This window comes from Enterobacter sp. PL_is514 (assembly GCF_055816715.1).
The window spans coordinates 254,433-276,900 of sequence record NZ_JBVPGN010000027.1; the positions used below are offsets into that span (position 1 = coordinate 254,433).

Genomic DNA, 22,468 nt, shown 5'->3' on the forward strand with positions numbered 1-22,468 from the left:
CGGTCTGTCCGTTAGCCGGAAGTGGCATCGGACATGTAATTGAGAATCATTCAACCATGCAGGGATGTAGTAGTAAATGGAAAAAAGAAAAAATCGACTACAGCGTTTAAACGTGCGGATAAGCGCAGAGGGATGTTAATTAACTTATTGAAATTAATATTTTTATAAACCTTAATGCATTCATCTTTACTCTGGCTTACCCCTGATTTTTTCAGGGTGTTTCTTCGCTTGACTACTACATGGCGCAGCGTCAAACTCTCAAAAGAGAATGAGTTTTATTTTTATTTGTTGTTTTTTCATTACGTTGGCGTTCACGTGGCTCACAACACACACAAACCGGGTCTGGTTCTGGAGAACCTCTCTGCGGGCTATCAGAAAAAAATCATCGTTGATGATATCTCTCTTGCCATCCCTCAGCAGAAAATGACGGTGCTGGTAGGGGCGAACGGCTGTGGAAAATCCACGCTGTTGAGCACTATCGCGCGGCTGCTGCAGCCGCTGGGGGGAACCGCGCTGCTGGACGGTAAAGCCATTCATGAGCAGCCCACCAAAGCGGTCGCCCGTCAGCTTGGCATTCTCCCGCAGTCTCCGCTGCTGCCGGAAGGGTTGACCGTCTTTGAGCTTGTCTCGCGCGGGCGTTTTCCCTGGCAGAACTTTATGCGTCAGTGGAGCGACGAGGACGAACTGGCGGTGGAAGAGGCCCTGCGGCTGACCGGCACGGCAGAGTTTGCCCATATGCCGGTGGAAAGCTTGTCCGGCGGCCAGCGTCAGCGCTGCTGGATCGCCATGGCGCTGGCGCAGCAAACGCCGTATATCCTGCTTGACGAGCCGACGACGTATCTCGATCTCCGCTACCAGGTGGAGATCCTGGAACTGCTGCACGCCCTGACCCGCCAGCACGGGCGTACCGTGGTGGTGGTGCTGCACGATCTCAACTTCGCCGTGAACTACGGCGATTCGCTGGTCTTTTTACGCCAGGGAAAAGTTGAGGGCGTATTGCATGAGGGCGATGCCTGCACGCCGGAGCTGATCAAAGCGGTGTTTGATGTGGACGTGCATATGTCCATCAACCCCTTGACCGGCAAGCCGTTCTTTATGCCGTTTCGGCAGGGCGCTGTTCAACCATGATGCGCTCCTCTCTGGCCTTCCTGATTTTTACATTGCTGCTGGCGCTGGGCGCGATTGTGCATCTTGGCATCGGGGCGCGGTTTATCCCTCCCCGAACGGTAGTAGAGGCATTCTTCCACTTCGACCCGCGCAATTTCGACCATAACATCATCATCAGACTACGACTGCTGCGCCTCTGCGCCGCGATGGTGACCGGCGCCGCGCTCGGCGTGGCGGGCGTGCTGCTACAGTCCGTGATCCGCAACCCGCTCGGCGAGCCGCATATTCTGGGGCTCAACGCCGGGGCCGCGCTGGCGGTAGTGATTACCAGCGCGCTTGGGCTGTCGCTGCCGTTTGGTCGCCCGCTGATTGCCGCCGCCGGTGCCGCCGCGCTGTTTCTGATGGTGCTGATGTTCTCCTCGTCCGGTCGCACCGGGCTCACGCCGATGAAGGTCACCCTGTGCGGCGTGGCGATGTCGGCGTTTGCCTCGTCGATTACCGCCGCGGTGTTAATCCTGGATGAACAGACGCTGCTCTCTCTGCGCACCTGGCTGGCAGGTGATATCGCCGGAGTCAACGCGCAGATGCTTCAGAGCGCCCTGTGGGCGGCAGCAGTCGGTTTTGTTCTCGCTATCGGGCTGTCCCCCTCGCTCAACATGCTGGCGCTGGGCGACAGAATGGCCCAGGGGCTTGGCGTGTCGCTGCTGAAAACTCGCCTGCTCGCCCTGCTGGCCATCGCGCTGCTCTGCGGCGCGGCCGTCTCTGTCGCCGGGCCGATTGGCTTTATCGGCCTTGTGGTGCCGCAGCTCATCCGCCGTCTGGTGTCGGTCGATTTGCGCGTGATGGTGCCGCTGTCGGCCCTGTGCGGCGCGCTGGTGTTGCTGCTGGCGGATATCGCTGCCCGCACGCTGTTTACCCCCTGGGAGCTGGCAACCGGCATCATGACGGCCCTGGTCGGCGCGCCCGTGTTCATCTTTATGGCGTCGAGGATGTTCAAATGAACCGGGCCGGACTCCGCGCGATCCGCGTTGGCTACCTGTCGGCGCTGGTTCGTCCGAAGGCGCTGGCGTACCTGTCGCTTTTCGCGCTGGCGGCGCTAAGTCTGCTGGGCTTTGGCCTGACGCACGGTTCTCTACCCATTCCCGCCTCTGCCATCGGGCGCGCGCTTTTTTCGCCTGAAAGTCTGACGGCCGAGACGCGCTACGTCGTGTTGGACATCCGCCTGCCGCGCCTGCTGATGGCGATACTGTGCGGCGCCATGCTCGGCATGGCAGGGGCAGCAATGCAGTCCATCACCCGCAACGGTCTGGCTGACCCCGGGCTTATCGGCGTAAAGGAGGGCTGTAGCGCGGCGGTACTGCTGTTGATTTTTCAGTTCCCGGCGCTGGGCCTGGCCTGGCGTCCGCTGGTCGGCATGGCCGGTGGGCTGCTCACCGCGCTGCTGGTTATCGCCCTGGCGCGCGATATCTCGCGCCCGCGATTCATCCTGATCGGCATCGGCGTGTCGTGGGCGTTTGCCGCGGCAATGGGCGTCTTTATCACCACCGCCGACGTGCGCGACGTGCAGACGGCGATGCTGTGGCTCGCGGGAAGCCTGCACGCGGCCAACTGGACGCTGGTAGGGCTGGCCGCGCTCTGGACGGCTCCCGCGTTTGCGCTGCTGCTGTTTACCGCCCGGGCCGCGGACGTGGCGTTGCTCGGCAATCAGGCCGCCGCAGGTCTTGGCGTGCGCACAACCCGGCTGGCGCTGCTGCGGGTTCTCGCCCCGGTGGTGCTGACGGCGGCCTGCGTCTCCTGCGTGGGCAGTATTGGCTTCGTGGGGCTGATTGCTCCGCACATGGCGCGCCTGCTGCTGCGCGGTGGGCAAACCGCGCTCCTGACGGGAAGCGCCGTGCTGGGCGCGCTGCTGGTGCTGCTGGCGGATAACGTCGGACGTCTGGCATTCCTCCCGCTGCAGCTGCCGGCGGGGATTGTAATTTCATTGATTGGCGGACCGTTTTTCCTGCTGCTGCTCTGGCAGCGTCGGGACAGATTTTAGGGGACTATGATGCGCATACTGTTTTCGATGCTGTTGCTGGTGGGGTTCGCGGTGAGCGCGGCGGAGCCGACGCAGGTATTTACCGACGATTTGGGACGCAAAGTCGTTGTGCCGGTTCATCCGAAGCGGATTGTTTCATTACACGATCTGGATATCACCATTCCGCTGATTGAGCTTGGCGTGCCGCCGGTGGCGAGCCATGGCCGCACGCGGCCGGACGGCAGCCACTTTCTGCGCTCCAGCGGCATGTTGACCGGCGTCGACTTCGATAATTCCGATATCAAATTTATCGGCACGGCCGATATCGACATAGAGGCCATCGCCGCCGCAAAGCCTGACCTGATTATCACCGAGCCGACGCGCAACACCCCGGTGGAACAGCTGGAAAAAATTGCCCCGACGGTAAGCATCGATCATCTCGACGGCGGCGCGCCGGAGATCTACCGCAAGCTGGCTCAGCTGACGGGAACGCAGGCGAGGCTCAAGGTTCTGGAGCGGCGCTATCAGGAGCAGATTAAGGCGCTGAAGGCGACAATTGATACCAGCAAGGTGACCGTGTCCGTGATCCAGGCTAATCAGGGGAAAATCAACGCCATGCACAGCTACCACTCGCTGGGCCGCGTGCTGCGTGACGCCGGATTCAAATTCCCGCCGCTGATTGAGTCCATCCCGGAAGGGGGGCGGATTGACGTCAGCGCCGAGCGTCTGCCGGAGCTGGATGCCGATTTCGTCTTCGCCACCTGGCGCGGGGATACGGGCGGTAAACCGCAGGACGAGCTGGCGGCGATGGATGCGGTCATGCCGGGCTGGTGTCAGTTCCTGAATGCCTGCCGAACCGGGCGCTACGTGCTGATCTCGCGTGAAGAGGCGATCTCGAATTCGTTCGCGTCATTAGGGCTGATGGCCGCGCAGGTGCAGTCGCAGATTGCCGGGCGTCCGCTGCCGGAGGCGTCACGGTGATCCGAAGAGTCGATGTTTACGGTGAGAGATTCCGCTCGCGCGCGCATCAGCTGACGCCGCGTCTGCTGCAGGTCGCACGCTACATCCATGACAACCGCGAAGCGGTGATGGAGCAGACCGCCATGGAGATTGCCGCCGTATTGAAAACCTCGGATGCCACGGTGGTCCGCGCCATTCAGGCGCTGGGGTTCGCCGGGCTGCGCGATCTCAAGCAGACGCTGGAGCAGTGGTTTGGCCCGGTGGTCACCTCCAGCGAAAAGATGTCCACCACGGTGAACACGCTCGCCAGCGACGTCAACGCGAGCATTGATTTCGTGCTGGAGGGGCATCAGCACACCTGTGAGGTGTTATCCGAGCCCCACAACCGCTACGCGATGGCGCAGGCGGTCTCTCTGCTGGCGCAGGCGAGGCAGGTCGCCATATTTGGCATTGGCGCCTCCGGCATTCTGGCCGAGTACACCGCCAGGCTGTTCAGCCGTATGGGGTTACCCGCCACGCCGCTCAACCGTACCGGGATCGGGCTTGCCGAGCAGCTGATTGCGCTTCAGCGCGGCGACGTGCTGGTGATGATGGCGCAGAAATCCGCGCACCGGGAGGGGCAAACCACCCTGCGTGAAGCAAAACGTCTGGGCATTCCCACCATCCTGCTGACCAACGCCCTTGATTCGCGTTTCAGTAAGGAGGCCAGCGTGGTGATCCACGTTCCGCGCGGCGGCGAAAAGGGCAAAATCCCGCTCCACGGCACGGTGCTGCTGTGTCTGGAGATGATCATTTTATCCGTCGCCTCCACCGAGCCGCAGCGCACCATCAAGTCCATGAAGCGTATCAACGAGCTCCATCGCGGGTTAAAACCGGGGAAGAAAAGCAGCTAAAAACAACAAAGCCCGGTGGCGCTAGCGCTTACCGGGCCTGGATCTGTTCTCCCTCTCCCCTGGGGAGAGGGCCGGGGTGAGGGGAAACTTAAACCCCTTGCTCCAGGATGCGGATGTGGGTTTCCAGCACGTCGCCCTTCACCGCGTCGCTCCACGCTTTCATGTGCGCGGTCTGCAGATGCGCTTCAAGATGCGCGACGGTTTCCCACTGCTCAACCATGATGATCGAGTCCGGCGCGGTCGCCTGGAAGCTGGCATCAGTGGCGGCATCCACCATCGGCGCGTAGCCGTGGCAGCCTTCTTCTTTCAGTACGGTCGGGATAATTTTCGCGAACTGATCCAGCACCGCCTGGCGGTGATGTTGACCTGGACGAGTACGGATTTCTGCGATAACGGTAAGCATGTTTACTACTCCTTTAATTCCAGGCTACCAGTTAAGCAAAAATTTTCGCGAGATGCTTGCGATATTCTGCGATATAGCTCGGGACATCAGGCATTTTAATCACGTCGTTGACGATAAAGGTCGGCAGCGGATCCATGCCCAGGAACTGATTCGCCTTGTGGAACGGCAGGTACGTGCCGTCCACGCCCACGCCTTCGAAGAACTGATCTTTCTCGGTGAAGGCTTCCAGCGGCGCGTTCCAGGTCAGTGACAGCATATATTTTTTGCCCTGAATCAGACCGCCTGAACCGTATTTTTTGGACGCGTCAGAGCGGGTGCGGCCATCGCTGGCATACAGTGAGCCGTGACCTTCGGTGAACACGTCGTCCATGTATTTTTTTACGGTCCACGGCGCGCCCATCCACCAGCCTGGCATCTGCCAGATCACCACGTCAGCCCACAGGAAGTTCTGCACTTCTGCTTTCACATCGTAGTTGCTGTCTGCACGCACGACCTTAACATCATGCCCGGCGTCGCGCAGGAAACCATCCGCGACCTCGGTCAGGGTGTCATTTAGCTGGCCTTTAGAGTGCGCAAATTCTTTTGCACCGTTAATAATCAGAATGTTGCTCATTATTTGTCCTCGACGATGAGAGTATGCCGGGTATTCTACGCGCGAGGACGGAGCGGAAAAATGAGCAAAATGTGCAAAGTCTTTTGCATTAAACGCAATAATTCCTTACCAGATGACCTTCGCTTCAAAACCACCTTCAGGGGCATTGCTCAGCGAGACGCGCATCCCGTGCAGGGCGGCGATGCGTTTTACGATGGATAATCCCAACCCGCTGCCCGTGGCATCCTGACCCGGCGGACGATAAAAGCGCTCGCCGATGCGCGCCAGCGCGTCCGGTGAAATGCCGGGACCGTTGTCGCGCACGCTAAAGCTACGCGCGTCCAGCGTCACGTCCACCACGCTGCCGCGCGGGCTGTAGCGAATCGCGTTATCCAGCAGGTTGCGCACCAGCAGGCTCAGGAGCAACTGCTGGCCCGTACGTGTAACCTCTGGTGCATGGATATTCAGGCGAACATCAATGCCCGCCTGCTGCGCCGGATGCCAGATATCCAGCACCGCCGACTGCAGTAGATCGGCAAGCGTTATAGGTTCGACATCGTCCAGGTTGTCCAGCGTATCCAGACGCGACAGCGTGAGGAGCTGGTCCACCAGCCGGGAAGCGCGGTCGATTCCCGCATGCAGCTGCATCAGCGCCTTTTCCCGCGCCTGCGGATCGTCATGAGAGAGCTGTGCCACGTCAGTTTGTACCTTCAGGGCCGCCAGCGGGCTGCGCAGCTCGTGGGCCGCATCGGACGTAAAGCGGCGCTCGCGGGTCATCATCTCCTGGGTGCGCGCGAAGAGATGATTCAGCGCGTCGAGCAGGGGGCGTACTTCTGTTGGTACGCCCTCCGTCGGCAGGTTATCTGTGGCGTCCGGCGAGCGGGAGCGCAGGGTCTGTGCCAGCTTTTTCAGTGGCTTCAGCTCCCGACTGAGGAGGAGAACCAGCAGCAGCAACATCACGGGCAGCGCCACCAGCCAGGGGGTCAGCTGTGAGCTGACCACGTCCAGCGCCATATCCTGGCGGTACTCCCACTCCTGACCGACCACCACGCGGTACTTCCCGTCGGGTGAGGTCAGCCACAGGAAACGCCATTCGTCGTTGTCGTCCTGGAGCTGCCCGTTAGCAAACCCGTCGCGGCGATAGTGGTACGGAATATCGCGCCCGTTCTCGCCGTCGTTCAGCAGCATTTTGCCCTCGACGCTGTAAATGGCGAAAGCCAGCGCGTCGTCATCGAGACGGCCATGCTTCACTTTTTTGGGGATCTCGCGCATGCGTTCGGGGGCGCGGATCTCGTCAAGATCCATCGTCAGCAGCCGTTTGGCAAACAGCATCTGCTGCGTGTCGAAGAGCTTATCCAGCTTGTGGGTGGTCTGCTGCCAGGCCACCAGGCTGGCGGCAAACCATGCCGTCAGGGAAAGCGCTAAAAAAAGGAGCGTCAGGCGCAGCTTCAGGCTCAGGCGTTGCGTCAGCTTCATGCGTCACCCAGGATATAGCCGATGCCGTGCACGGTGCGGATAAACTCGCTGCCAAGCTTGCGGCGCAGATGATGAACGTGCACTTCGATGGCGTTGCTGGAGACGTCGTCGTCCCAGGTATACAGTTTTTCCTCGATAAGCTTTCGCGGCAGCACCCGACCCGCGTTACGCATTAACAGCTCCAGCAGCGCGAACTCTTTCGGCTTGAGCGTCAGCGGCTCACCGTCCAGCGTGGCGACGAGTCGGGTCGGATCGAGCGTGACCTTACCGTGGCGTAGCTCGCTACGCGTCTGGCCGTGACTGCGGCGGACCAGCGCCTCAAGGCGGGCACCCACTTCAATCAGCGCGAACGGCTTGCAGAGATAATCATCCGCGCCAAGACGCAGCCCTTCCACGCGCTGGTTAAGCGCATCCCGCGCGGTCAGGATCAATACCGGCTCGCTGCGCCCGCTTTCGCGCCACGCGCGCAGGATCTCCAGACCGTCGATTTCCGGCAGCGTCAGATCCAGCACCACGGCATCGTAGGGCGCAGACGCGAGCGCGGCCTGACCGGTTTTACCGTCGGTAAACCAGTCCACGCTAAAGCCCATTTTGCTTAACCCCGCCTTGATACCGTCACCGATTAACCTGTCGTCTTCTACCAGTAAAATGCGCATGTTCCCTCCTTGATGCCGTCAGTAAACCCTCTGTAAGCGCCTGCTGTACAGCAATAATAAATAAATTTTTCCCTTAAGAAGTTGTTAAGGATTACCCTGTTTAATGGACTGCGAAACCAGATTAAAGGGAGAGTTAATATGAAAAAATTCGCTGCTATTGCCGCCATCATGATGATGACCACTGCCCCCGTTTTTGCCGCGCAGGGCGGATTTAACGGCCCGTCTGCCGCACAGACCCAGACCCAAACGCAGGCAGGCGGTTTTGTCGATAATGACGCCAACCTCACTACCGCGGTGAAGGTGAAAGAGATGAAGGACGACAGCTGGGTGAAGCTGCGCGGGAACATCACCCAGCGCCTGTCCGATGACCGCTACACCTTCCGCGATGAGACCGGCACGGTGAACGTGGAAATTGACCACAAGCGCTGGAACGGCGTGACCGTCACCCCTCAGGATAAAGTGGAAATCCAGGGCAAGGTCGATAAAGAGTGGAACGATTTTGAAATCGACGTGAAGCAGGTCATTAAGCTGAACAAATAACCCTGAAAGGGCCGCATAAGCGGCCCTTTTTCTTTGTGACTCAACTCGCCAGATAAGGTAGTATCTGCGGCAATATTGCCTGAAACCCTTCGGTTTCTGAGTTGAGGAATCACACGTAATGAGCGATATGGCAGAGCGCCTCGCGCTACATGAATTCACGGAAAACGCCTACCTGAACTACTCCATGTACGTCATCATGGACAGGGCGTTGCCGTTTATCGGGGATGGCCTGAAGCCCGTTCAGCGCCGCATCGTCTATGCGATGTCCGAGCTGGGGCTGAACGCCACCGCCAAGTTCAAGAAATCCGCCCGTACCGTCGGTGACGTGCTGGGTAAATACCATCCGCACGGCGACAGCGCCTGTTATGAAGCGATGGTGCTGATGGCCCAGCCGTTCTCTTACCGCTACCCGCTGGTGGATGGTCAGGGGAACTGGGGGGCGCCGGACGATCCGAAATCCTTCGCGGCGATGCGTTATACCGAATCCCGTCTGTCTAAATATGCCGAAGTGCTGCTGGGCGAGCTGGGGCAGGGAACCGTTGACTGGGTACCAAACTTCGACGGTACGCTGCAGGAGCCGAAGATGCTGCCTGCGCGTCTGCCGAATATCCTGCTGAACGGCACCACCGGTATTGCGGTCGGTATGGCGACGGACATTCCGCCGCACAACCTGCGTGAAGTGGCGAAAGCCGCCATCACCCTGATAGAGCAGCCGAAAGCCTCGCTCGACGATCTGCTGGATATCGTGCAGGGTCCGGATTTCCCCACCGAAGCCGAAATCATTACCTCGCGTGCGGAAATCCGCAAAATCTACCAGAACGGTCGCGGCTCCGTGCGCATGCGCGCGGTGTGGAATAAAGAAGACGGCGCCGTGGTGATCACCGCGCTGCCGCATCAGGTTTCCGGTGCCAAAGTGCTGGAGCAGATCGCCTCCCAGATGCGCAATAAAAAGCTGCCGATGGTGGACGACCTGCGCGACGAGTCTGACCACGAAAACCCGACCCGTCTGGTGATTGTGCCGCGCTCTAACCGCGTGGACATGGAGCAGGTAATGAACCACCTGTTTGCCACCACCGATCTGGAAAAAAGCTACCGCATCAACCTGAACATGATCGGCCTCGACGGACGCCCGGCGGTGAAAAACCTGCTGGAGATCCTCAGCGAATGGCTGACGTTCCGCCGCGATACGGTCCGCCGTCGTCTGAACCATCGTCTGGAGAAAGTGCTTAAGCGCCTGCATATCCTCGAAGGTTTGCTGGTGGCGTTCCTCAATATCGACGAGGTGATTGAGATCATCCGTACCGAGGATGAGCCGAAGCCCGCCCTGATGTCGCGCTTTGGCATCAGCGAAACCCAGGCCGAAGCGATCCTCGAGCTGAAGCTGCGCCATCTCGCCAAACTGGAAGAGATGAAGATCCGCGGCGAGCAGAACGAGCTGGAAAAAGAGCGCGATCAGCTGCAGGCGATCCTCGCGTCCGAACGCAAGATGAACACCCTGCTGAAGAAAGAGCTGCAGGCCGATGCCGACGCGTTTGGCGACGACCGTCGTTCTCCGCTGCACGAGCGCGAAGAAGCGAAGGCGATGAACGAGCACGACATGCAGCCGTCCGAGCCGGTGACCATTGTCCTGTCGCAGAGCGGCTGGGTGCGCAGCGCCAAAGGCCACGATATCGACGCGCCGGGGCTCAGCTACAAAGCGGGCGACAGCTTCAAAGCGGCGGTGAAAGGGAAGAGCAACCAGCCGGTGGCGTTTATCGATTCCACCGGCCGCAGCTACGCCATCGACCCAATCACACTGCCTTCCGCGCGCGGGCAGGGCGAGCCGCTCACCGGCAAGCTGACGCTGCCGCCGGGCGCGACGGTTGACCATATGCTGATGGAAGCCGATGAGCAGAAGCTGCTGCTGGCGTCCGATGCGGGCTACGGCTTTATCTGTACCTTTAACGATCTGGTTTCCCGCAACCGTGCCGGTAAGGCGCTGATTAGCCTGCCGGACAACGCTCACGTGATGGCGCCGCTGGTGATTGAGAACGAAAGCGACATGCTGCTGGCGATCACTACCGCCGGACGTATGCTGATGTTCCCGGTCAGCGATCTGCCGGAGCTGTCGAAAGGCAAGGGCAACAAGATTATCAACATCCCGTCGGCGGAGGCCGCGAAAGGCGAAGATGGCCTGGCGCACCTCTTCCTCCTGCCGCCGCAGAGCACGCTGACCATTCACGTCGGCAAGCGCAAAATCAAGCTTCGTCCGGAAGAGCTGCAGAAGGTGGTGGGTGAGCGCGGTCGCCGTGGCTCGCTGATGCGCGGTCTGCAGCGTATTGACCGCGTGGAGATTGACTCTCCTGCACGCAGCACCGCGGGTGACAGCGAAGAGTAATGTCGTGATATCCCCCTCTGTCCGGAGGGGGAATTTCAATAAAATTTCCCGTAAAATCGTTGTTAATTCGTGCGTTGCGATTAACAATACGCGCTCGTAATAAAGTCCTTACCTGGCCACAGGTGAAGTATAATTGTCAGCTGTTGGGGCTTCAGAGGTCGCTATGCTATATATTGTTCGTCTTATTCTTACCGTTATCTACTGCATTCTGGTCTGTATTTTCGGCTCTATTTATTGCCTGTTCAGCCCGCGTAATCCGAAGCATGTCGCCACCTTCGGCCATATGTTTGGTCGCCTTGCGCCGCTGTTCGGTCTGAAGGTTGAAAAACGTCTGCCGGAAGGGGCGGAGAATTTCGGTAACGCCATCTATATCGCCAACCATCAGAACAACTACGATATGGTGACGGCCTCTAATATCGTGCTTCCACCGACCGTGACGGTGGGCAAAAAAAGCCTGCTGTGGATCCCGTTTTTTGGTCAGCTGTACTGGCTTACCGGTAACCTGCTGATCGACCGTAACAACCGTGCAAAAGCGCATAGCACCATTGCGGAAGTGGTGAATCATTTTAAAAAGCGCAAAATTTCAATCTGGATGTTCCCGGAAGGGACGCGCAGCCGCGGCCGCGGCCTGCTGCCGTTTAAAACCGGTGCGTTTCATGCCGCAATTGCGGCAGGTGTTCCAATTATTCCTGTGTGCGTTTCCAATACTTCGAATAAGATTAATCTTAACCGCCTGAATAACGGGCTGGTGATTGTCGAAATGCTGCCACCCGTCGATACCAGCAAATACGGTAAAGATCAGGTGCGCGAGCTGGCCGCGCACTGCCGTGATCTGATGGCTGAGCATATTGCGCTGCTCGACAAAGAAGTCGCAGAGAGAGAAGCCGCCGGTAAGATTTAATCCGGCGTTGAAGGGAAAACGAATTCCCGCGTTGTTAGTCGTTTCAGATGGAGCTTATATGTCACTCAGTCGGCGTCAGTTTATTCAGGCTTCGGGGATCGCCCTTTGTGCGGGTGCGATGCCGCTGACAGCCAGCGCCGCCGGGCAGCAACAGCCGCTGCCTATTCCGCCACTCATTGAATCCCGTCGCGGTCAGCCGCTTTTCCTGACGCTGCAGCGCAGCCACTGGTCCTTTACCCAGGGGACGCGTGCACCCGTCTGGGGCATTAACGGACGTTACCTTGGGCCGACCATACGCGTGTGGAATGGCGATGACGTTAAGCTCATCTACAGTAACCGTACCCCTGAAAATGTCGCCATGACCATCAGCGGTTTACAGGTGCCTGGCCCGCTGATTGGTGGCGCGGCGCGAATGATGTCACCCAGCGCCGACTGGGCGCCCGTTCTGCCGATTCGCCAGAGCGCGGCAACCCTGTGGTATCACGCCAACACACCTAACCGCACGGCGCAGCAGGTCTATAACGGCCTGGCCGGCATGTGGCTGGTGGAAGATGAGGTCAGCAAATCCCTGCCGATCCCGAACCACTACGGCGTGGATGACTTCCCCATTATCATCCAGGACAAACGTCTGGATAATTTCGGTACGCCGGAATACAGCGAACCGGGCAGCGGCGGCTTCGTTGGCGATACGCTGCTGGTAAACGGCGCGCAGAGCCCGTATGTAGAAGTGTCCCGTGGCTGGGTGCGCCTGCGTCTGCTCAACGCGTCTAACTCGCGCCGCTATCAGTTGAAAATGAGCGATGGCCGTCCGCTGCACGTAATTTCCGGCGATCAGGGCTTTTTACCGGCGCCGGTTTCCGTCAAACAGCTGGCGCTCTCGCCGGGGGAACGTCGCGAAGTGCTTATTGATATGACCAATGGGGATGAAGTGTCTGTCACCTGCGGCGAAGCGGCCAGCATTGTTGACCGCATTCGCGGGTTCTTTGAACCGTCGAGCATACTTGTCTCGACCCTGGTGCTGACCCTGCGTCCAACCGGTCTGCTGCCGCTGGTGACCGACAGCCTGCCAATGCGTCTGCTGCCGCAGGAGATCATGAGCGGCTCGCCGGTGCGCAGCCGTGATATCAGCCTGGGCGACGATCCGGGGATCAACGGCGCGCTGTGGGACGTTAACCGCATCGACATCACCGCGCAGCAGGGCACCTGGGAGCGCTGGACGGTTCGCTCGGATATGCCGCAGTCGTTCCATATTGAAGGGGTGTCATTCCTGATCCGCAACGTCAACGGCGCGATGCCGTTCCCGGAAGATCGCGGCTGGAAAGATACCGTCTGGGTGGACGGTCAGGTTGAACTGCTCGTCTACTACGGTCAGCCTTCGTGGCCGCACTTCCCGTTCCTGTTCCACAGCCAGACGCTGGAGATGATGGACAGGGGCTCCGTGGGGCAGATGCTGATCAATCCGGCGCCGTAAATTGCTTTTCTCCCTCTCCCTGTGGGAGAGGGCTGGGGTGAGGGCAACAGCCCGCATAATACCCCTTCATTTCCCACATTGATCCAGCGTATAATCCCGCTCCTTTTGTCTATTTTTTCTTCGGAAGCATTATGAGCGCAATTTCCCTGATCCAGCCGGATCGTGACCTCTTCTCCTGGCCCCAGTACTGGGCGGCCTGCTTTGGACCGGCGCCGTTCCTGCCGATGTCCCGGGAAGAGATGGACCAACTGGGCTGGGACAGCTGCGACATTATTCTGGTCACGGGCGATGCCTATGTTGACCATCCGAGCTTCGGCATGGCCATCTGTGGCCGTATGCTTGAGGCGCAGGGCTTCCGCGTGGGGATCATCTCCCAGCCTGACTGGAACAGCAAAGACGACTTTATGCGTCTGGGTAAACCCAACCTGTTCTTCGGCGTGACCGCGGGCAACATGGACTCGATGATCAACCGCTATACCGCCGACCGTAAGCTGCGTCATGACGACGCCTACACGCCGGATAACGTGGCGGGTAAACGTCCGGACCGCGCGACCCTCGTCTATACCCAGCGCTGCAAAGAAGCCTGGAAAGACGTCCCGGTGATCCTGGGCGGCATCGAGGCGAGCCTGCGCCGTACCGCGCACTACGATTACTGGTCTGATACCGTTCGCCGCTCGGTGCTGGTGGACTCCAAAGCCGACATGCTGATTTACGGCAACGGCGAGCGTCCGCTGGTGGAAGTGGCGCACCGTCTGTCGCAGGGCGAGCCGGTGAGCAGCATCCGTGACGTGCGCAATACCGCCATCATGGTGAAAGAGGCGCTGCCGGGCTGGCGCGGTGTGGATTCCCGCATCATTGATATGCCGGGCAAAATCGACCCGATCCCACACCCGTACGGTGAAGATCTGCCGTGTGCCGATAACAAGCCGGTTGAGCCGAAAAAAGCGGAAGCAAAGGCTATCGTCGTGCAGCCGCCGCGCCCGAAACCGTGGGAAAAGACCTACGTGTTGCTGCCGTCCTACGAGAAGGTGAAAGCCGACAAGGTGCTCTACGCGCACGCGTCCCGTATTCTGCACCATGAAACCAACCCGGGCTGCGCCCGTGCGCTGATGCAGAAGCACGGCGAGCGCTTTATCTGGATCAACCCGCCGGCCATCCCGCTCTCCACCGAAGAGATGGACAGCGTCTTTGCGCTGCCGTACAAGCGCGTGCCGCACCCGGCGTACGGCAACGCCCGCATCCCGGCGTATGAGATGATCCGCTTCTCGATCAACATCATGCGCGGCTGCTTCGGCGGATGCTCCTTCTGCTCCATTACCGAGCACGAAGGGCGTATTATCCAGAGCCGCTCTGAAGATTCGATCATCAACGAGATCGAAGCGATTCGCGACTCGGTGCCGGGCTTTACCGGCGTGATCTCCGATCTCGGTGGCCCAACCGCAAACATGTACATGCTGCGCTGCAAGTCGCCGCGCGCGGAGCAAACCTGTCGTCGCCTCTCCTGCGTCTATCCGAGCATTTGCGAGCACATGGACACCAACCACGAGCCGACGATTAACCTCTACCGCCGCGCGCGCGATCTGAAGGGCATCAAGAAGATCCTGATCGCTTCCGGGGTACGTTACGACATCGCCGTGGAAGATCCTCGCTACATCAAAGAGCTGGCGACGCATCACGTCGGCGGCTATCTGAAGATTGCGCCGGAGCATACCGAAGAAGGCCCGCTGTCGAAGATGATGAAGCCGGGCATGGGCAGCTATGACCGCTTTAAAGAGCTGTTCGACACCTACTCGAAGCAGGCGGGCAAAGAGCAGTATCTGATCCCGTACTTCATCTCCGCCCACCCGGGCACGCGCGATGAGGACATGGTGAACCTGGCCCTGTGGCTGAAGCAGCGTCGCTTCCGTCTGGATCAGGTGCAGAACTTCTATCCATCACCGCTCGCCAACTCGACGACTATGTATTACACCGGCAAGAACCCGCTGAGTAAGATTGGCTATAAGAGTGAAGAGGTGGTGGTGCCGAAAGGGGATAAACAGCGTCGTCTGCACAAGGCGCTGCTGCGTTACCACGATCCGAAAAACTGGCCGCTGATCCGCCAGGCGCTGGAAGAGATGGGTAAAAAACATCTGATCGGCTCGCGCCGCGACTGCCTGGTACCGGCCCCGACGCTGGAGGAGATGCGCGAAGCGCGTCGCCAGAACCGCAATACGCGCCCGGCGCTGACCAAGCACACGCCAATTGTGCATCAGCGTTCGAACGGTGGGGCGGGAACGAAGAAGAACGTAAAACGTAAGATCGGTTAAACCTGTAACAATGCCCGGTAGCGCTGCGCTTACCGGGCCTACAGGTCAGCGCGTAGGCCGGGTAAGGCCCGCCACCCGGCTTTTTCTGCATAAGGATAGGAGGCCCAAAATGAAAATAAGGAAGTTAACAGGAACGATGCTGATTGGCCTGACGTTATGCGGTTGTGTAATGCACCGCCAGACACAGCCAGAAGTGGAAGGACGTCTAATCGACAGCGCAGGTAAGCCAGTCTCTGGCGCTAAAATAACATTAGAGAGGGAGCAAACGCTTTCTGACGACAACGGTCGTTTTGCTTTTCAGAGCCAGCATGAGTGGATCTTTTTTCTGCCAATAGGTCCGATGGACTGGATTTATCACACCCCGCTCCAGATAAGTGTCAACGGAAAGGAATATGATGCAGAAGCAGGCGGAGGTCTCGGTGGGCCACATAAACTTGAAGGGAAAGCGTATAACGTTATTTGCACATTGCCTGATCTTCCCGGAGAAGCGAGATGTCAGTCCGGTTTATAGATTAAAACGAGCCCGGCGGAAGACCAGGCTCGTTTTAGGTATTACCCGCCAAACTGATCCGGGTCCGGCCCAAGCCGCTTACCCTTATCCAGCTTCGCAATCTCACCCAGCTCGTCTTTGTCCAGACGGAAATCCCAGACGTCGAAGTTCTCGGCGATGCGTGACGGCGTGACTGATTTCGGTATCACCACCAGGCCGTTGTCCAGATGCCAGCGAATGACGATCTGCGCCGGACTTTTGCCGTATTTATCCGCCAGTTCGCGAATAATTTTTTGATCGAACACGCCCTGGCCACCCTGCGCCAGCGGGCTCCAGGACTCGGTCTGGATTTTATGCGTGGCGTTCCAGGCATGAAGCTGGCGCTGCTGCATCAGCGGGTGCAGCTCGATCTGGTTAATGACAGGCGCGACGCCCGTCTCGTCAATCAGCCGCTGCAGGTGATGAACCTGGAAATTACAGACGCCGATGCTTTTCACCAGCCCCTCTTTCTGCAGTTCAATCATCCCTTTCCAGGCATCAACGTAGTGATCGATAGCCGGAACCGGCCAGTGCATCAGCCAGAGATCGACGAAGTCGAGCTGGAGTTTTTCCAGGCTCTCTTCCAGGGCCTCGCGGGGACGTTTTTGGTCGTCGTTCCAGAGTTTAGTGGTGATGAACAACTCATCGCGAGGGACACCGGCGCTGGCCAGTGCGGTACCCACGCCGTCCTCGTTTTTGTACGCGGCGGCAGTGTCAATCGACCGGTAGCCGACTTCCAGGGCTTTATGAATGGCGGAGACGACCTCGTCGTTACCGGCTTTCCATACACCTAGCCCCAGCTGGGGCATCACGTTGCCGTCCTGCAGCTTGATTACGGTTTGGTTTGCCATTTTTCCTCCTTCAGGTGCGCATCGCCGGAGGGTTCCTCCGGCGATGGGGTGTGCATTAAGTCTGGACGAAATGTCAAAAAACGAAAGTCGGGGGGACAAAAACGCTTAGCGTGCCGCCTCGTAAATACGACGGCTGACGTCCAGCGTGATGTCGCCGTGCTCGCCCAGATGGGTCATACCGTGCTCTTCGAGTTTCGCCAGCAGGGCAGGGATCGAGCTGCCGTCCAGGCCGTAGCCAGACAGACGCGTTGGCACGCCCAAACCTTCAAAGAAGCTGCGGGTCGCTTCGATGGCGGCATCAATACGCGCATCGTCAGAACCCTCGGTGATGTTCCACACGCGTTCAGCGTACTGCAGCAGTTTGGCGCGTTTAGTGTCGCGTTTTTCGTTCCACAGGGCAGGCAGCACAACGGCCAGCGTCTGAGCGTGGTCCAGACCGTGCATTGCCGTCAGCTCGTGGCCCAGCATGTGGGTTGCCCAGTCCTGCGGCACGCCAGCCCCGATCAGGCCGTTTAGCGCCTGCGTGGCGGCCCACATTACGTTGGCGCGAACGTCGTAGTTTTCCGGCTCTTTCAGCGCTTTCGGACCTTCTTCGACGAGCGTCAGCAGAATGCCTTCCGCGAAGCGATCCTGAATTTTGGCATTTACCGGATACGTGACGTACTGCTCAACGGTATGAACAAAGGCGTCGACCACACCATTCGCTACCTGACGCGCAGGCAGGGTGTAGGTGTAAACCGGGTCCAGAATGGCGAACACAGGCTGAACGTGTTCGTTCATGAATGCTTGTTTATCGCCGGTGGTTTTACGGGAGATCACCGCGCCCTTGTTGGATTCAGAACCGGTGGCCGGCAGAGTCAGCACGGAGCCCATCGGGATAGCGCTTTTGATGTCGCTGCCGCGGGTTTCCAGAATGTGCCATGGATCGATGCCGTCAGCGTAGTGCGCTGCCGCCGCGATGAATTTGGTACCGTCCAGCACGGAGCCGCCGCCGACCGCCAGCAGGAAGGTGATGTTTTCTTCGCGGGCGATTTTCACCGCGTTCATCAGCGTTTCGTAAGACGGGTTTGGCTCGATGCCGCCGAACTCACGCACGTCCAGACCGTCCAGCGCGCTGTAAACCTGATCCAATACTCCGGTTTTTTTCACGCTGCCGCCACCGTAGGTGATCAGCACGCGGGCGTCAGCAGGGATCTGCGCGCGCAGATCGGCGATAGCGTCTTTACCAAACAGAATGCGGGTTGGGGTGTGAAGATTAAAGTTGTTCATTGCTCGTTCCCTTTAGTGGGTGAAAAACCGTGGTGGCGCAGAGGGCGACCTGATGCTGCTCATTGTGGCCGCCCGGGGCTACGCCCTCAATGCACATTCCTGCCGATGTCTTGCCCATTTCTACAGAGCGCTGGAGAAAGCGCGGAAAACGACGCACACTGTCAACGTCGAAAACCGCACCCGGAGTAACGCAAGATGAACCGTGAGGCTATCTGCCAGCAGCTCACTGCGCAGATTAAAAGACTGATAGATAACGAAAATGGCGTCAGTGGCCTGCTTCCTGACATTCGCCTGCTTTATGGCACGCAGCCAGGGACGCGCACGCCGGTCATGTACCAGCCTGGCATCGTTTTTCTCTTCTCTGGCCATAAAATTGGCTATATCAACGAGCGCGTGTTCCGCTACGACACCAACGAATATCTGCTTCTGACGGTACCTTTACCCTTTGAATGTGAAACCTTCGCGACAGAGGCCGTTCCGCTGGCGGGTATTCGCGTCAACGTCGATATTCTGCAGCTGCAGGAACTGCTGATGGAGATTGGCGAAGATGAACTCTTCCAGCCTTCGATGGCGTCGAGCGGGATTAACTCGGCGACGCTGTCGGAAGAGATCCTCTGCGCCATTGAGCGTCTGCTGGACGTGATGGAGAGGCCGCTGGACGCGCGCATTCTGGGCAAGCAGATTATCCGCGAAATTCTCTACCACGTGCTGCTGGGCCCGGGAGGCGGGGCGTTACTGGCCCTGGTGAGCCGACAGACCCACTTCAGCCTGATAAGCCGCGTGCTCAAGCGTATCGAGAGCCAGTACACCGAAAACCTCAGCGTCGACCAGCTGGCGGCGGAAGCGAACATGAGCGTCTCGGCGTTTCACCATAATTTTAAATCGGTGACCAGCACCTCGCCGCTGCAGTACCTCAAAACCTACCGGCTGCATAAGGCGCGGATGCTGATGATCCACGACGGCATGAAGGCCAGCGCGGCGGCGATGCGGGTGGGCTACGAAAGTGCGTCGCAGTTCAGTCGGGAGTTTAAGCGCTATTTCGGCGTTACGCCGGGAGAGGATGCGTCACGTATAAGAACGATGCAGGGAGTCTGACGAAAAACGTAGGCCGGGTAAGCGATAGCGCCACCCGGCTTTGTTGAATTATGCGCTGCAGTACTTCTTCTTAATCACCACCGCGATAGTCCCCACCAGACCCGCCACCAGCAGGAACATCGGCAGCACCATGAGGAAGGTCATTACCTGATCTTCGTGGTGTTTCACGAAGGGGATCATATTCAGCGCGTAGCCGAGCGTCGTCACCACGCCAACCCACAGCAGGGCGCTCAGCCAGTTGAAGAACTGAAAGCGGCGGTTCGACAGGCCGGAAATGCCCGCCATCGTCGGCAGAAGCGTGCGAACAAACGCCAGGAAACGCCCCGCCAGCAGCGCCAGCAGGCCGTGCCGGTCAAACATGCAGGTCGCACGCTGGTGATACTTATGCGGCAGCTGCGCCAGCCAGCTTTTGACGACGCGCGTGTTCCCCAGCCAGCGGCCCTGCAGATAGCTCAGCCAGCAGCCCAGGCTGGCTGCGGAGGTAAGGATAACCATCGTTGGCGTGAAGTCCATGACGCCTTTACCGATTAACGCCCCGGCAAGTAAAAGCAGGCTGTCACCGGGTAAAAACGAGGCTGGCAGTAATCCATTTTCCAGAAACAGAGTTGCGAACATCACGAAATAGACGATACCGACGACGTGAGGATCCGCCAGCGCGGCAAAATCGTGGTGCCAGAGCGCCGCGATAATATCTTGAATAACAGCCATGGACTTTCCTGTGGAACAGCAGATATAGCGCTATTGTACTCCCTTATTCGCCCGTCGGGTTTGATCCCGGGCGCAACTCATGCAGACTTTTCCGCTTGCGGTGTTCACAAAAGCGTCCAGGGAGTACATTTTCAGCCAGCACTCTACACGATACGCTCGAACCCTGCTGCTAAATCCGCAATCAGATCGTCAACATTTTCTAAACCGATATGCAGTCGAATCAGGGTACCGCTGAAGTCCACGTCGCCACCGGGGCGCAGGGCCGCAATCTGTTCCGGCTGGTTAGCCAGGATGAGGGATTCAAAACCGCCCCACGAGTAGGCCATGCTGAAGAGGGTAAAATTATCCAGATAGCTTGCCAGCTCGTCATTATTCAGCCGTTTTTTCAGCACAAACGAGAACAACCCGCTGCTGCCTGTAAAGTCACGCTGCCAGAACTCATGGCCTTTACTGCCGGGTAGCGCGGGGTGATTCACGCGCTCAACCTGCGGATGCTGTGCCAGCCACTCGGCAACTCTCAGGCTGCTTTCATGGTGCTGACGCAGGCGAACGCCCAGCGTGCGGAGTCCGCGGCTGGTCATGTAGGCCGTGTCGGCATCCACCATCTGGCCCATCAGGTAGGCGTTTTCACGCAGCTGATCCCAGCAGCGCGCGTTGGAGACCGCCGTGCCGATCATGCCGTCCGAGTGGCCAATCAGGTACTTCGTCGCCGCCTGAATCGAGATATCAATGTCGAAGTCCAGCGCTTTGAACAGCACGCCTGCCGCCCAGGTGTTGTCGATCATAACGATCGCCTCTGGCGCTTTGCTGCGCACGGCCTTCACGATAGCCGGCACGTCGTGAACTTCCATGGTGAGCGACCCCGGCGATTCCAGGAACACAATGCGCGTGTTGGGCTGAATAAGTTCGGCAATACCTTCACCAATCAGCGGGTCGAACCAGCCGGTGGTCACGCCGAGCTTGCTGAGAATTTTGGTACAGAAGTCCTGGCTGGGTTCGTAGGCGGTGTTGGTCATCAGGATGTGATCGCCCTGTTCCACGAACGCCAGAATGGTGTTGGCGACCGCAGCCGCTCCGCACGGGAACAGCGCGCAGCCTGCGCCTCCTTCCAGCTCGCACATCGCCTCCTGCAGAGAAAAATGGGTTAGCGTGCCGCGACGGCCATAAAACAGGCCGCCTTTCGCGCGGTTGCGCGTGGCGATTTTTTTCTCCTCAACGGTATCAAACACCAGCGAGGAGGCGCGTTGAATCACGCTGTTGACAGATCCCTGAGTATATTTTTTGCTGCGTCCTGCCTGTACCAGCGTGGTATCAAGATGCTTCTTTGTCATGTTCGCTAACCCTGTTTTTATACGTCTGGACGTCCAGACTACCACGATTGGAAAAAACTGCACCCGCAGGCTTATCGAATAAGCAGAAAATATTAGCAAAAAAACGCATAAGAAATTTTTACTGCGTAAGCGCAAGGAAAGTGAACGAAAATTGCGGCACTATGCAAATACTAATGAGAACTACTATCAATTCGACGACGTTTTGATATTATTACGTTCAGATTTTGTGATTTGCGTCCTGGAGATACAGAGTGGGTAATAATTTGATGCAGGCGGATCTCTCCGTTTGGGGCATGTATCAGCATGCTGACATCGTGGTTAAGATTGTGATGATCGGCCTGATTCTGGCGTCCGTTGTCACCTGGGCTATCTTCTTCAGCAAGAGCGCCGAGCTGCTTTCGCAGAAGCGTCGCCTCAAGAGGGAACAGCAGCAGCTGGCTGAAGCCCGCTCTCTGGATCAGGCTTCAGACATGACCTCATCCTTCCACGCGAAAAGCCTGACCACCCTGTTAGTGAATGAAGCGCAGAACGAGCTGGAACTCTCCGCGGGCAGTGAAGATAACGAAGGCATCAAAGAACGTACCGGTTTCCGCCTGGAGCGTCGCGTGGCGGCCGTTGGCCGACACATGGGGCGCGGCAATGGTTATCTGGCGACCATCGGGGCGATCTCACCGTTTATCGGTCTGTTCGGTACGGTCTGGGGCATCATGAACAGCTTTATCGGTATCGCGCAGACCCAAACCACCAACCTGGCGGTTGTGGCCCCGGGTATCGCAGAAGCGCTGCTGGCGACGGCGATTGGTCTGGTCGCGGCGATTCCGGCGGTGGTTATCTATAACATCTTCGCGCGTATGATTGGCAGCTACAAAGCCACGCTGGGTGACGTTGCCGCGCAGGTTCTGCTGCTGCAAAGTCGCGATCTCGACCTGAATGCCAGCTCGGTTAAGCCGGTGCACGCGGCGTCCAAACTGCGCGTGGGTTGATAG

General features: G+C 58.6%; 21 protein-coding genes. 13 read left to right on the forward strand and 8 right to left on the reverse strand.

The genetic code is table 11. The features are described from left to right. The first annotated feature begins 315 nt into the window (after nucleotides 1-315). From AC0TNG_RS05365 to AC0TNG_RS05385, 5 genes are read left to right on the forward strand one after another with little or no spacing between them, the layout of a single operon-like run. The gene (locus AC0TNG_RS05365; RefSeq protein WP_473713205.1) at nucleotides 316-1,128 is read left to right on the forward strand and encodes an ABC transporter ATP-binding protein; all 813 of its coding nucleotides are present in this window, start codon (nucleotides 316-318) and stop codon (nucleotides 1,126-1,128) included. Further along, nucleotides 1,125-2,108 (forward strand): FecCD family ABC transporter permease, encoded by a 984-nt coding sequence (locus tag AC0TNG_RS05370; RefSeq protein ID WP_473713204.1) that lies wholly within the window; start codon nucleotides 1,125-1,127, stop codon nucleotides 2,106-2,108. Before AC0TNG_RS05365 ends, AC0TNG_RS05370 begins: the two co-directional genes overlap by 4 nt. After that, nucleotides 2,105-3,145 carry a FecCD family ABC transporter permease gene (locus tag AC0TNG_RS05375; protein WP_048990497.1) on the forward strand — a complete coding sequence of 347 codons (1,041 nt, stop codon included), beginning with the start codon at nucleotides 2,105-2,107 and terminating at the stop codon, nucleotides 3,143-3,145. The genes AC0TNG_RS05370 and AC0TNG_RS05375 overlap by 4 nt, the downstream gene beginning before the upstream one ends. 9 nt (nucleotides 3,146-3,154) lie before the next feature. Further along, nucleotides 3,155-4,105 (forward strand): iron-siderophore ABC transporter substrate-binding protein, encoded by a 951-nt coding sequence (locus AC0TNG_RS05380; RefSeq protein ID WP_473713215.1) that lies wholly within the window; start codon nucleotides 3,155-3,157, stop codon nucleotides 4,103-4,105. Further along, complete coding sequence (locus tag AC0TNG_RS05385) at nucleotides 4,102-4,977, forward strand: MurR/RpiR family transcriptional regulator (RefSeq protein WP_048990494.1); 876 nt, start codon at nucleotides 4,102-4,104, stop codon at nucleotides 4,975-4,977. Before AC0TNG_RS05380 ends, AC0TNG_RS05385 begins: the two co-directional genes overlap by 4 nt. Nucleotides 4,978-5,065: 88 nt before the next feature. On the opposite strand, the gene AC0TNG_RS05390 is transcribed toward AC0TNG_RS05385, so the two are convergent. The 4 genes from AC0TNG_RS05390 to qseB form a co-directional block, all read right to left on the reverse strand. Beyond that, a complete protein-coding gene (locus AC0TNG_RS05390; protein ID WP_008502984.1) occupies nucleotides 5,066-5,380 on the reverse strand; it encodes a putative quinol monooxygenase in 315 nt (104 codons plus the stop codon). 31 nt (nucleotides 5,381-5,411) lie between these two features. Further along, nucleotides 5,412-5,993 (reverse strand): NAD(P)H-dependent oxidoreductase, encoded by a 582-nt coding sequence (locus AC0TNG_RS05395; RefSeq protein ID WP_473713203.1) that lies wholly within the window; start codon nucleotides 5,991-5,993, stop codon nucleotides 5,412-5,414. A gap of 105 nt (nucleotides 5,994-6,098) precedes the next feature. After that, nucleotides 6,099-7,448, reverse strand: coding sequence for a quorum sensing histidine kinase QseC (gene qseC / locus AC0TNG_RS05400; protein ID WP_473713202.1), 1,350 nt, complete (start codon nucleotides 7,446-7,448; stop codon nucleotides 6,099-6,101). After that, entirely contained in the window at nucleotides 7,445-8,104 is a 660-nt protein-coding gene (gene qseB, locus AC0TNG_RS05405) for a quorum sensing response regulator transcription factor QseB (RefSeq protein WP_024906503.1), read from the reverse strand. The genes qseC and qseB overlap by 4 nt, the downstream gene beginning before the upstream one ends. A gap of 138 nt (nucleotides 8,105-8,242) precedes the next feature. Here qseB and AC0TNG_RS05410 point away from each other — a divergent pair, with 138 nt between their 5' ends. The 6 genes from AC0TNG_RS05410 to AC0TNG_RS05435 all read left to right on the forward strand — a co-directional run bounded on the left by AC0TNG_RS05410 (nucleotide 8,243) and on the right by AC0TNG_RS05435 (nucleotide 16,210). Then, nucleotides 8,243-8,644 (forward strand): YgiW/YdeI family stress tolerance OB fold protein, encoded by a 402-nt coding sequence (locus AC0TNG_RS05410; protein ID WP_023344926.1) that lies wholly within the window; start codon nucleotides 8,243-8,245, stop codon nucleotides 8,642-8,644. A 118-nt stretch (nucleotides 8,645-8,762) separates the two neighbouring features. Continuing rightward, on the forward strand, nucleotides 8,763-11,021 hold the full coding sequence (gene parC / locus AC0TNG_RS05415) for a DNA topoisomerase IV subunit A (RefSeq protein ID WP_157189728.1): 2,259 nt from the start codon (nucleotides 8,763-8,765) through the stop codon (nucleotides 11,019-11,021). 163 nt (nucleotides 11,022-11,184) lie between these two features. Then, a complete protein-coding gene (gene plsC / locus AC0TNG_RS05420) occupies nucleotides 11,185-11,922 on the forward strand; it encodes a 1-acylglycerol-3-phosphate O-acyltransferase (RefSeq protein ID WP_024906505.1) in 738 nt (245 codons plus the stop codon). Nucleotides 11,923-11,980: 58 nt separating this feature from the next. Next, entirely contained in the window at nucleotides 11,981-13,393 is a 1,413-nt protein-coding gene (gene ftsP / locus AC0TNG_RS05425) for a cell division protein FtsP (protein ID WP_032650246.1), read from the forward strand. A gap of 131 nt (nucleotides 13,394-13,524) precedes the next feature. After that, nucleotides 13,525-15,699 (forward strand): YgiQ family radical SAM protein, encoded by a 2,175-nt coding sequence (locus tag AC0TNG_RS05430; protein WP_061714470.1) that lies wholly within the window; start codon nucleotides 13,525-13,527, stop codon nucleotides 15,697-15,699. A 109-nt stretch (nucleotides 15,700-15,808) separates the two neighbouring features. Beyond that, nucleotides 15,809-16,210 (forward strand): transthyretin-like family protein, encoded by a 402-nt coding sequence (locus tag AC0TNG_RS05435; protein ID WP_048990484.1) that lies wholly within the window; start codon nucleotides 15,809-15,811, stop codon nucleotides 16,208-16,210. Nucleotides 16,211-16,251: 41 nt separating this feature from the next. Here the strand turns inward: AC0TNG_RS05435 and dkgA are convergent, their stop codons facing one another. Together dkgA and yqhD are read right to left on the reverse strand one after the other, a co-directional pair. Next, nucleotides 16,252-17,079, reverse strand: a complete 828-nt coding sequence (dkgA, locus tag AC0TNG_RS05440; protein ID WP_024906509.1) for a 2,5-didehydrogluconate reductase DkgA — start codon at nucleotides 17,077-17,079, stop codon at nucleotides 16,252-16,254. Between the two features lie 105 nt (nucleotides 17,080-17,184). Beyond that, nucleotides 17,185-18,348, reverse strand: coding sequence for an alcohol dehydrogenase (gene yqhD / locus AC0TNG_RS05445; RefSeq protein WP_024906510.1), 1,164 nt, complete (start codon nucleotides 18,346-18,348; stop codon nucleotides 17,185-17,187). Between the two features lie 195 nt (nucleotides 18,349-18,543). Between yqhD and AC0TNG_RS05450 the strand changes: the two genes are divergently transcribed. Then, the gene (locus tag AC0TNG_RS05450; protein ID WP_148769371.1) at nucleotides 18,544-19,443 is read left to right on the forward strand and encodes an AraC family transcriptional regulator; all 900 of its coding nucleotides are present in this window, start codon (nucleotides 18,544-18,546) and stop codon (nucleotides 19,441-19,443) included. A gap of 48 nt (nucleotides 19,444-19,491) precedes the next feature. Here AC0TNG_RS05450 and yghB read toward each other — a convergent pair whose 3' ends face one another. Continuing rightward, a complete protein-coding gene (gene yghB, locus AC0TNG_RS05455; protein ID WP_024906512.1) occupies nucleotides 19,492-20,151 on the reverse strand; it encodes a DedA family general envelope maintenance protein YghB in 660 nt (219 codons plus the stop codon). Nucleotides 20,152-20,294: 143 nt separating this feature from the next. Next, on the reverse strand, nucleotides 20,295-21,482 hold the full coding sequence (metC, locus tag AC0TNG_RS05460; RefSeq protein WP_473713201.1) for a cystathionine beta-lyase: 1,188 nt from the start codon (nucleotides 21,480-21,482) through the stop codon (nucleotides 20,295-20,297). Nucleotides 21,483-21,733: 251 nt separating this feature from the next. Here metC and exbB point away from each other — a divergent pair, with 251 nt between their 5' ends. Further along, nucleotides 21,734-22,465, forward strand: coding sequence for a tol-pal system-associated acyl-CoA thioesterase (gene exbB, locus AC0TNG_RS05465; RefSeq protein ID WP_024906514.1), 732 nt, complete (start codon nucleotides 21,734-21,736; stop codon nucleotides 22,463-22,465). Nucleotides 22,466-22,468: the final 3 nt, after the last annotated feature.

Bases quoted from the DNA above. Each gene is read 5' to 3' on its own strand.
- AC0TNG_RS05430 (WP_061714470.1), top strand. From the start codon at position 13,525: ATGAGCGCAATTTCCCTGATCCAGCCGGATCGTGACCTCTTCTCCTGG.
- AC0TNG_RS05370 (WP_473713204.1), top strand. From the start codon at position 1,125: ATGATGCGCTCCTCTCTGGCCTTCCTGATTTTTACATTGCTGCTGGCG.
- qseB (WP_024906503.1), bottom strand. From the start codon at position 8,104: ATGCGCATTTTACTGGTAGAAGACGACAGGTTAATCGGTGACGGTATC.
- yqhD (WP_024906510.1), bottom strand. From the start codon at position 18,348: ATGAACAACTTTAATCTTCACACCCCAACCCGCATTCTGTTTGGTAAA.
- AC0TNG_RS05390 (WP_008502984.1), bottom strand. From the start codon at position 5,380: ATGCTTACCGTTATCGCAGAAATCCGTACTCGTCCAGGTCAACATCAC.
- ftsP (WP_032650246.1), top strand. From the start codon at position 11,981: ATGTCACTCAGTCGGCGTCAGTTTATTCAGGCTTCGGGGATCGCCCTT.
- dkgA (WP_024906509.1), bottom strand. From the start codon at position 17,079: ATGGCAAACCAAACCGTAATCAAGCTGCAGGACGGCAACGTGATGCCC.
- AC0TNG_RS05450 (WP_148769371.1), top strand. From the start codon at position 18,544: ATGAACCGTGAGGCTATCTGCCAGCAGCTCACTGCGCAGATTAAAAGA.
- AC0TNG_RS05410 (WP_023344926.1), top strand. From the start codon at position 8,243: ATGAAAAAATTCGCTGCTATTGCCGCCATCATGATGATGACCACTGCC.
- metC (WP_473713201.1), bottom strand. From the start codon at position 21,482: ATGACAAAGAAGCATCTTGATACCACGCTGGTACAGGCAGGACGCAGC.
- yghB (WP_024906512.1), bottom strand. From the start codon at position 20,151: ATGGCTGTTATTCAAGATATTATCGCGGCGCTCTGGCACCACGATTTT.
- qseC (WP_473713202.1), bottom strand. From the start codon at position 7,448: ATGAAGCTGACGCAACGCCTGAGCCTGAAGCTGCGCCTGACGCTCCTT.
- AC0TNG_RS05435 (WP_048990484.1), top strand. From the start codon at position 15,809: ATGAAAATAAGGAAGTTAACAGGAACGATGCTGATTGGCCTGACGTTA.
- AC0TNG_RS05395 (WP_473713203.1), bottom strand. From the start codon at position 5,993: ATGAGCAACATTCTGATTATTAACGGTGCAAAAGAATTTGCGCACTCT.
- plsC (WP_024906505.1), top strand. From the start codon at position 11,185: ATGCTATATATTGTTCGTCTTATTCTTACCGTTATCTACTGCATTCTG.
- AC0TNG_RS05380 (WP_473713215.1), top strand. From the start codon at position 3,155: ATGCGCATACTGTTTTCGATGCTGTTGCTGGTGGGGTTCGCGGTGAGC.
- AC0TNG_RS05375 (WP_048990497.1), top strand. From the start codon at position 2,105: ATGAACCGGGCCGGACTCCGCGCGATCCGCGTTGGCTACCTGTCGGCG.
- parC (WP_157189728.1), top strand. From the start codon at position 8,763: ATGAGCGATATGGCAGAGCGCCTCGCGCTACATGAATTCACGGAAAAC.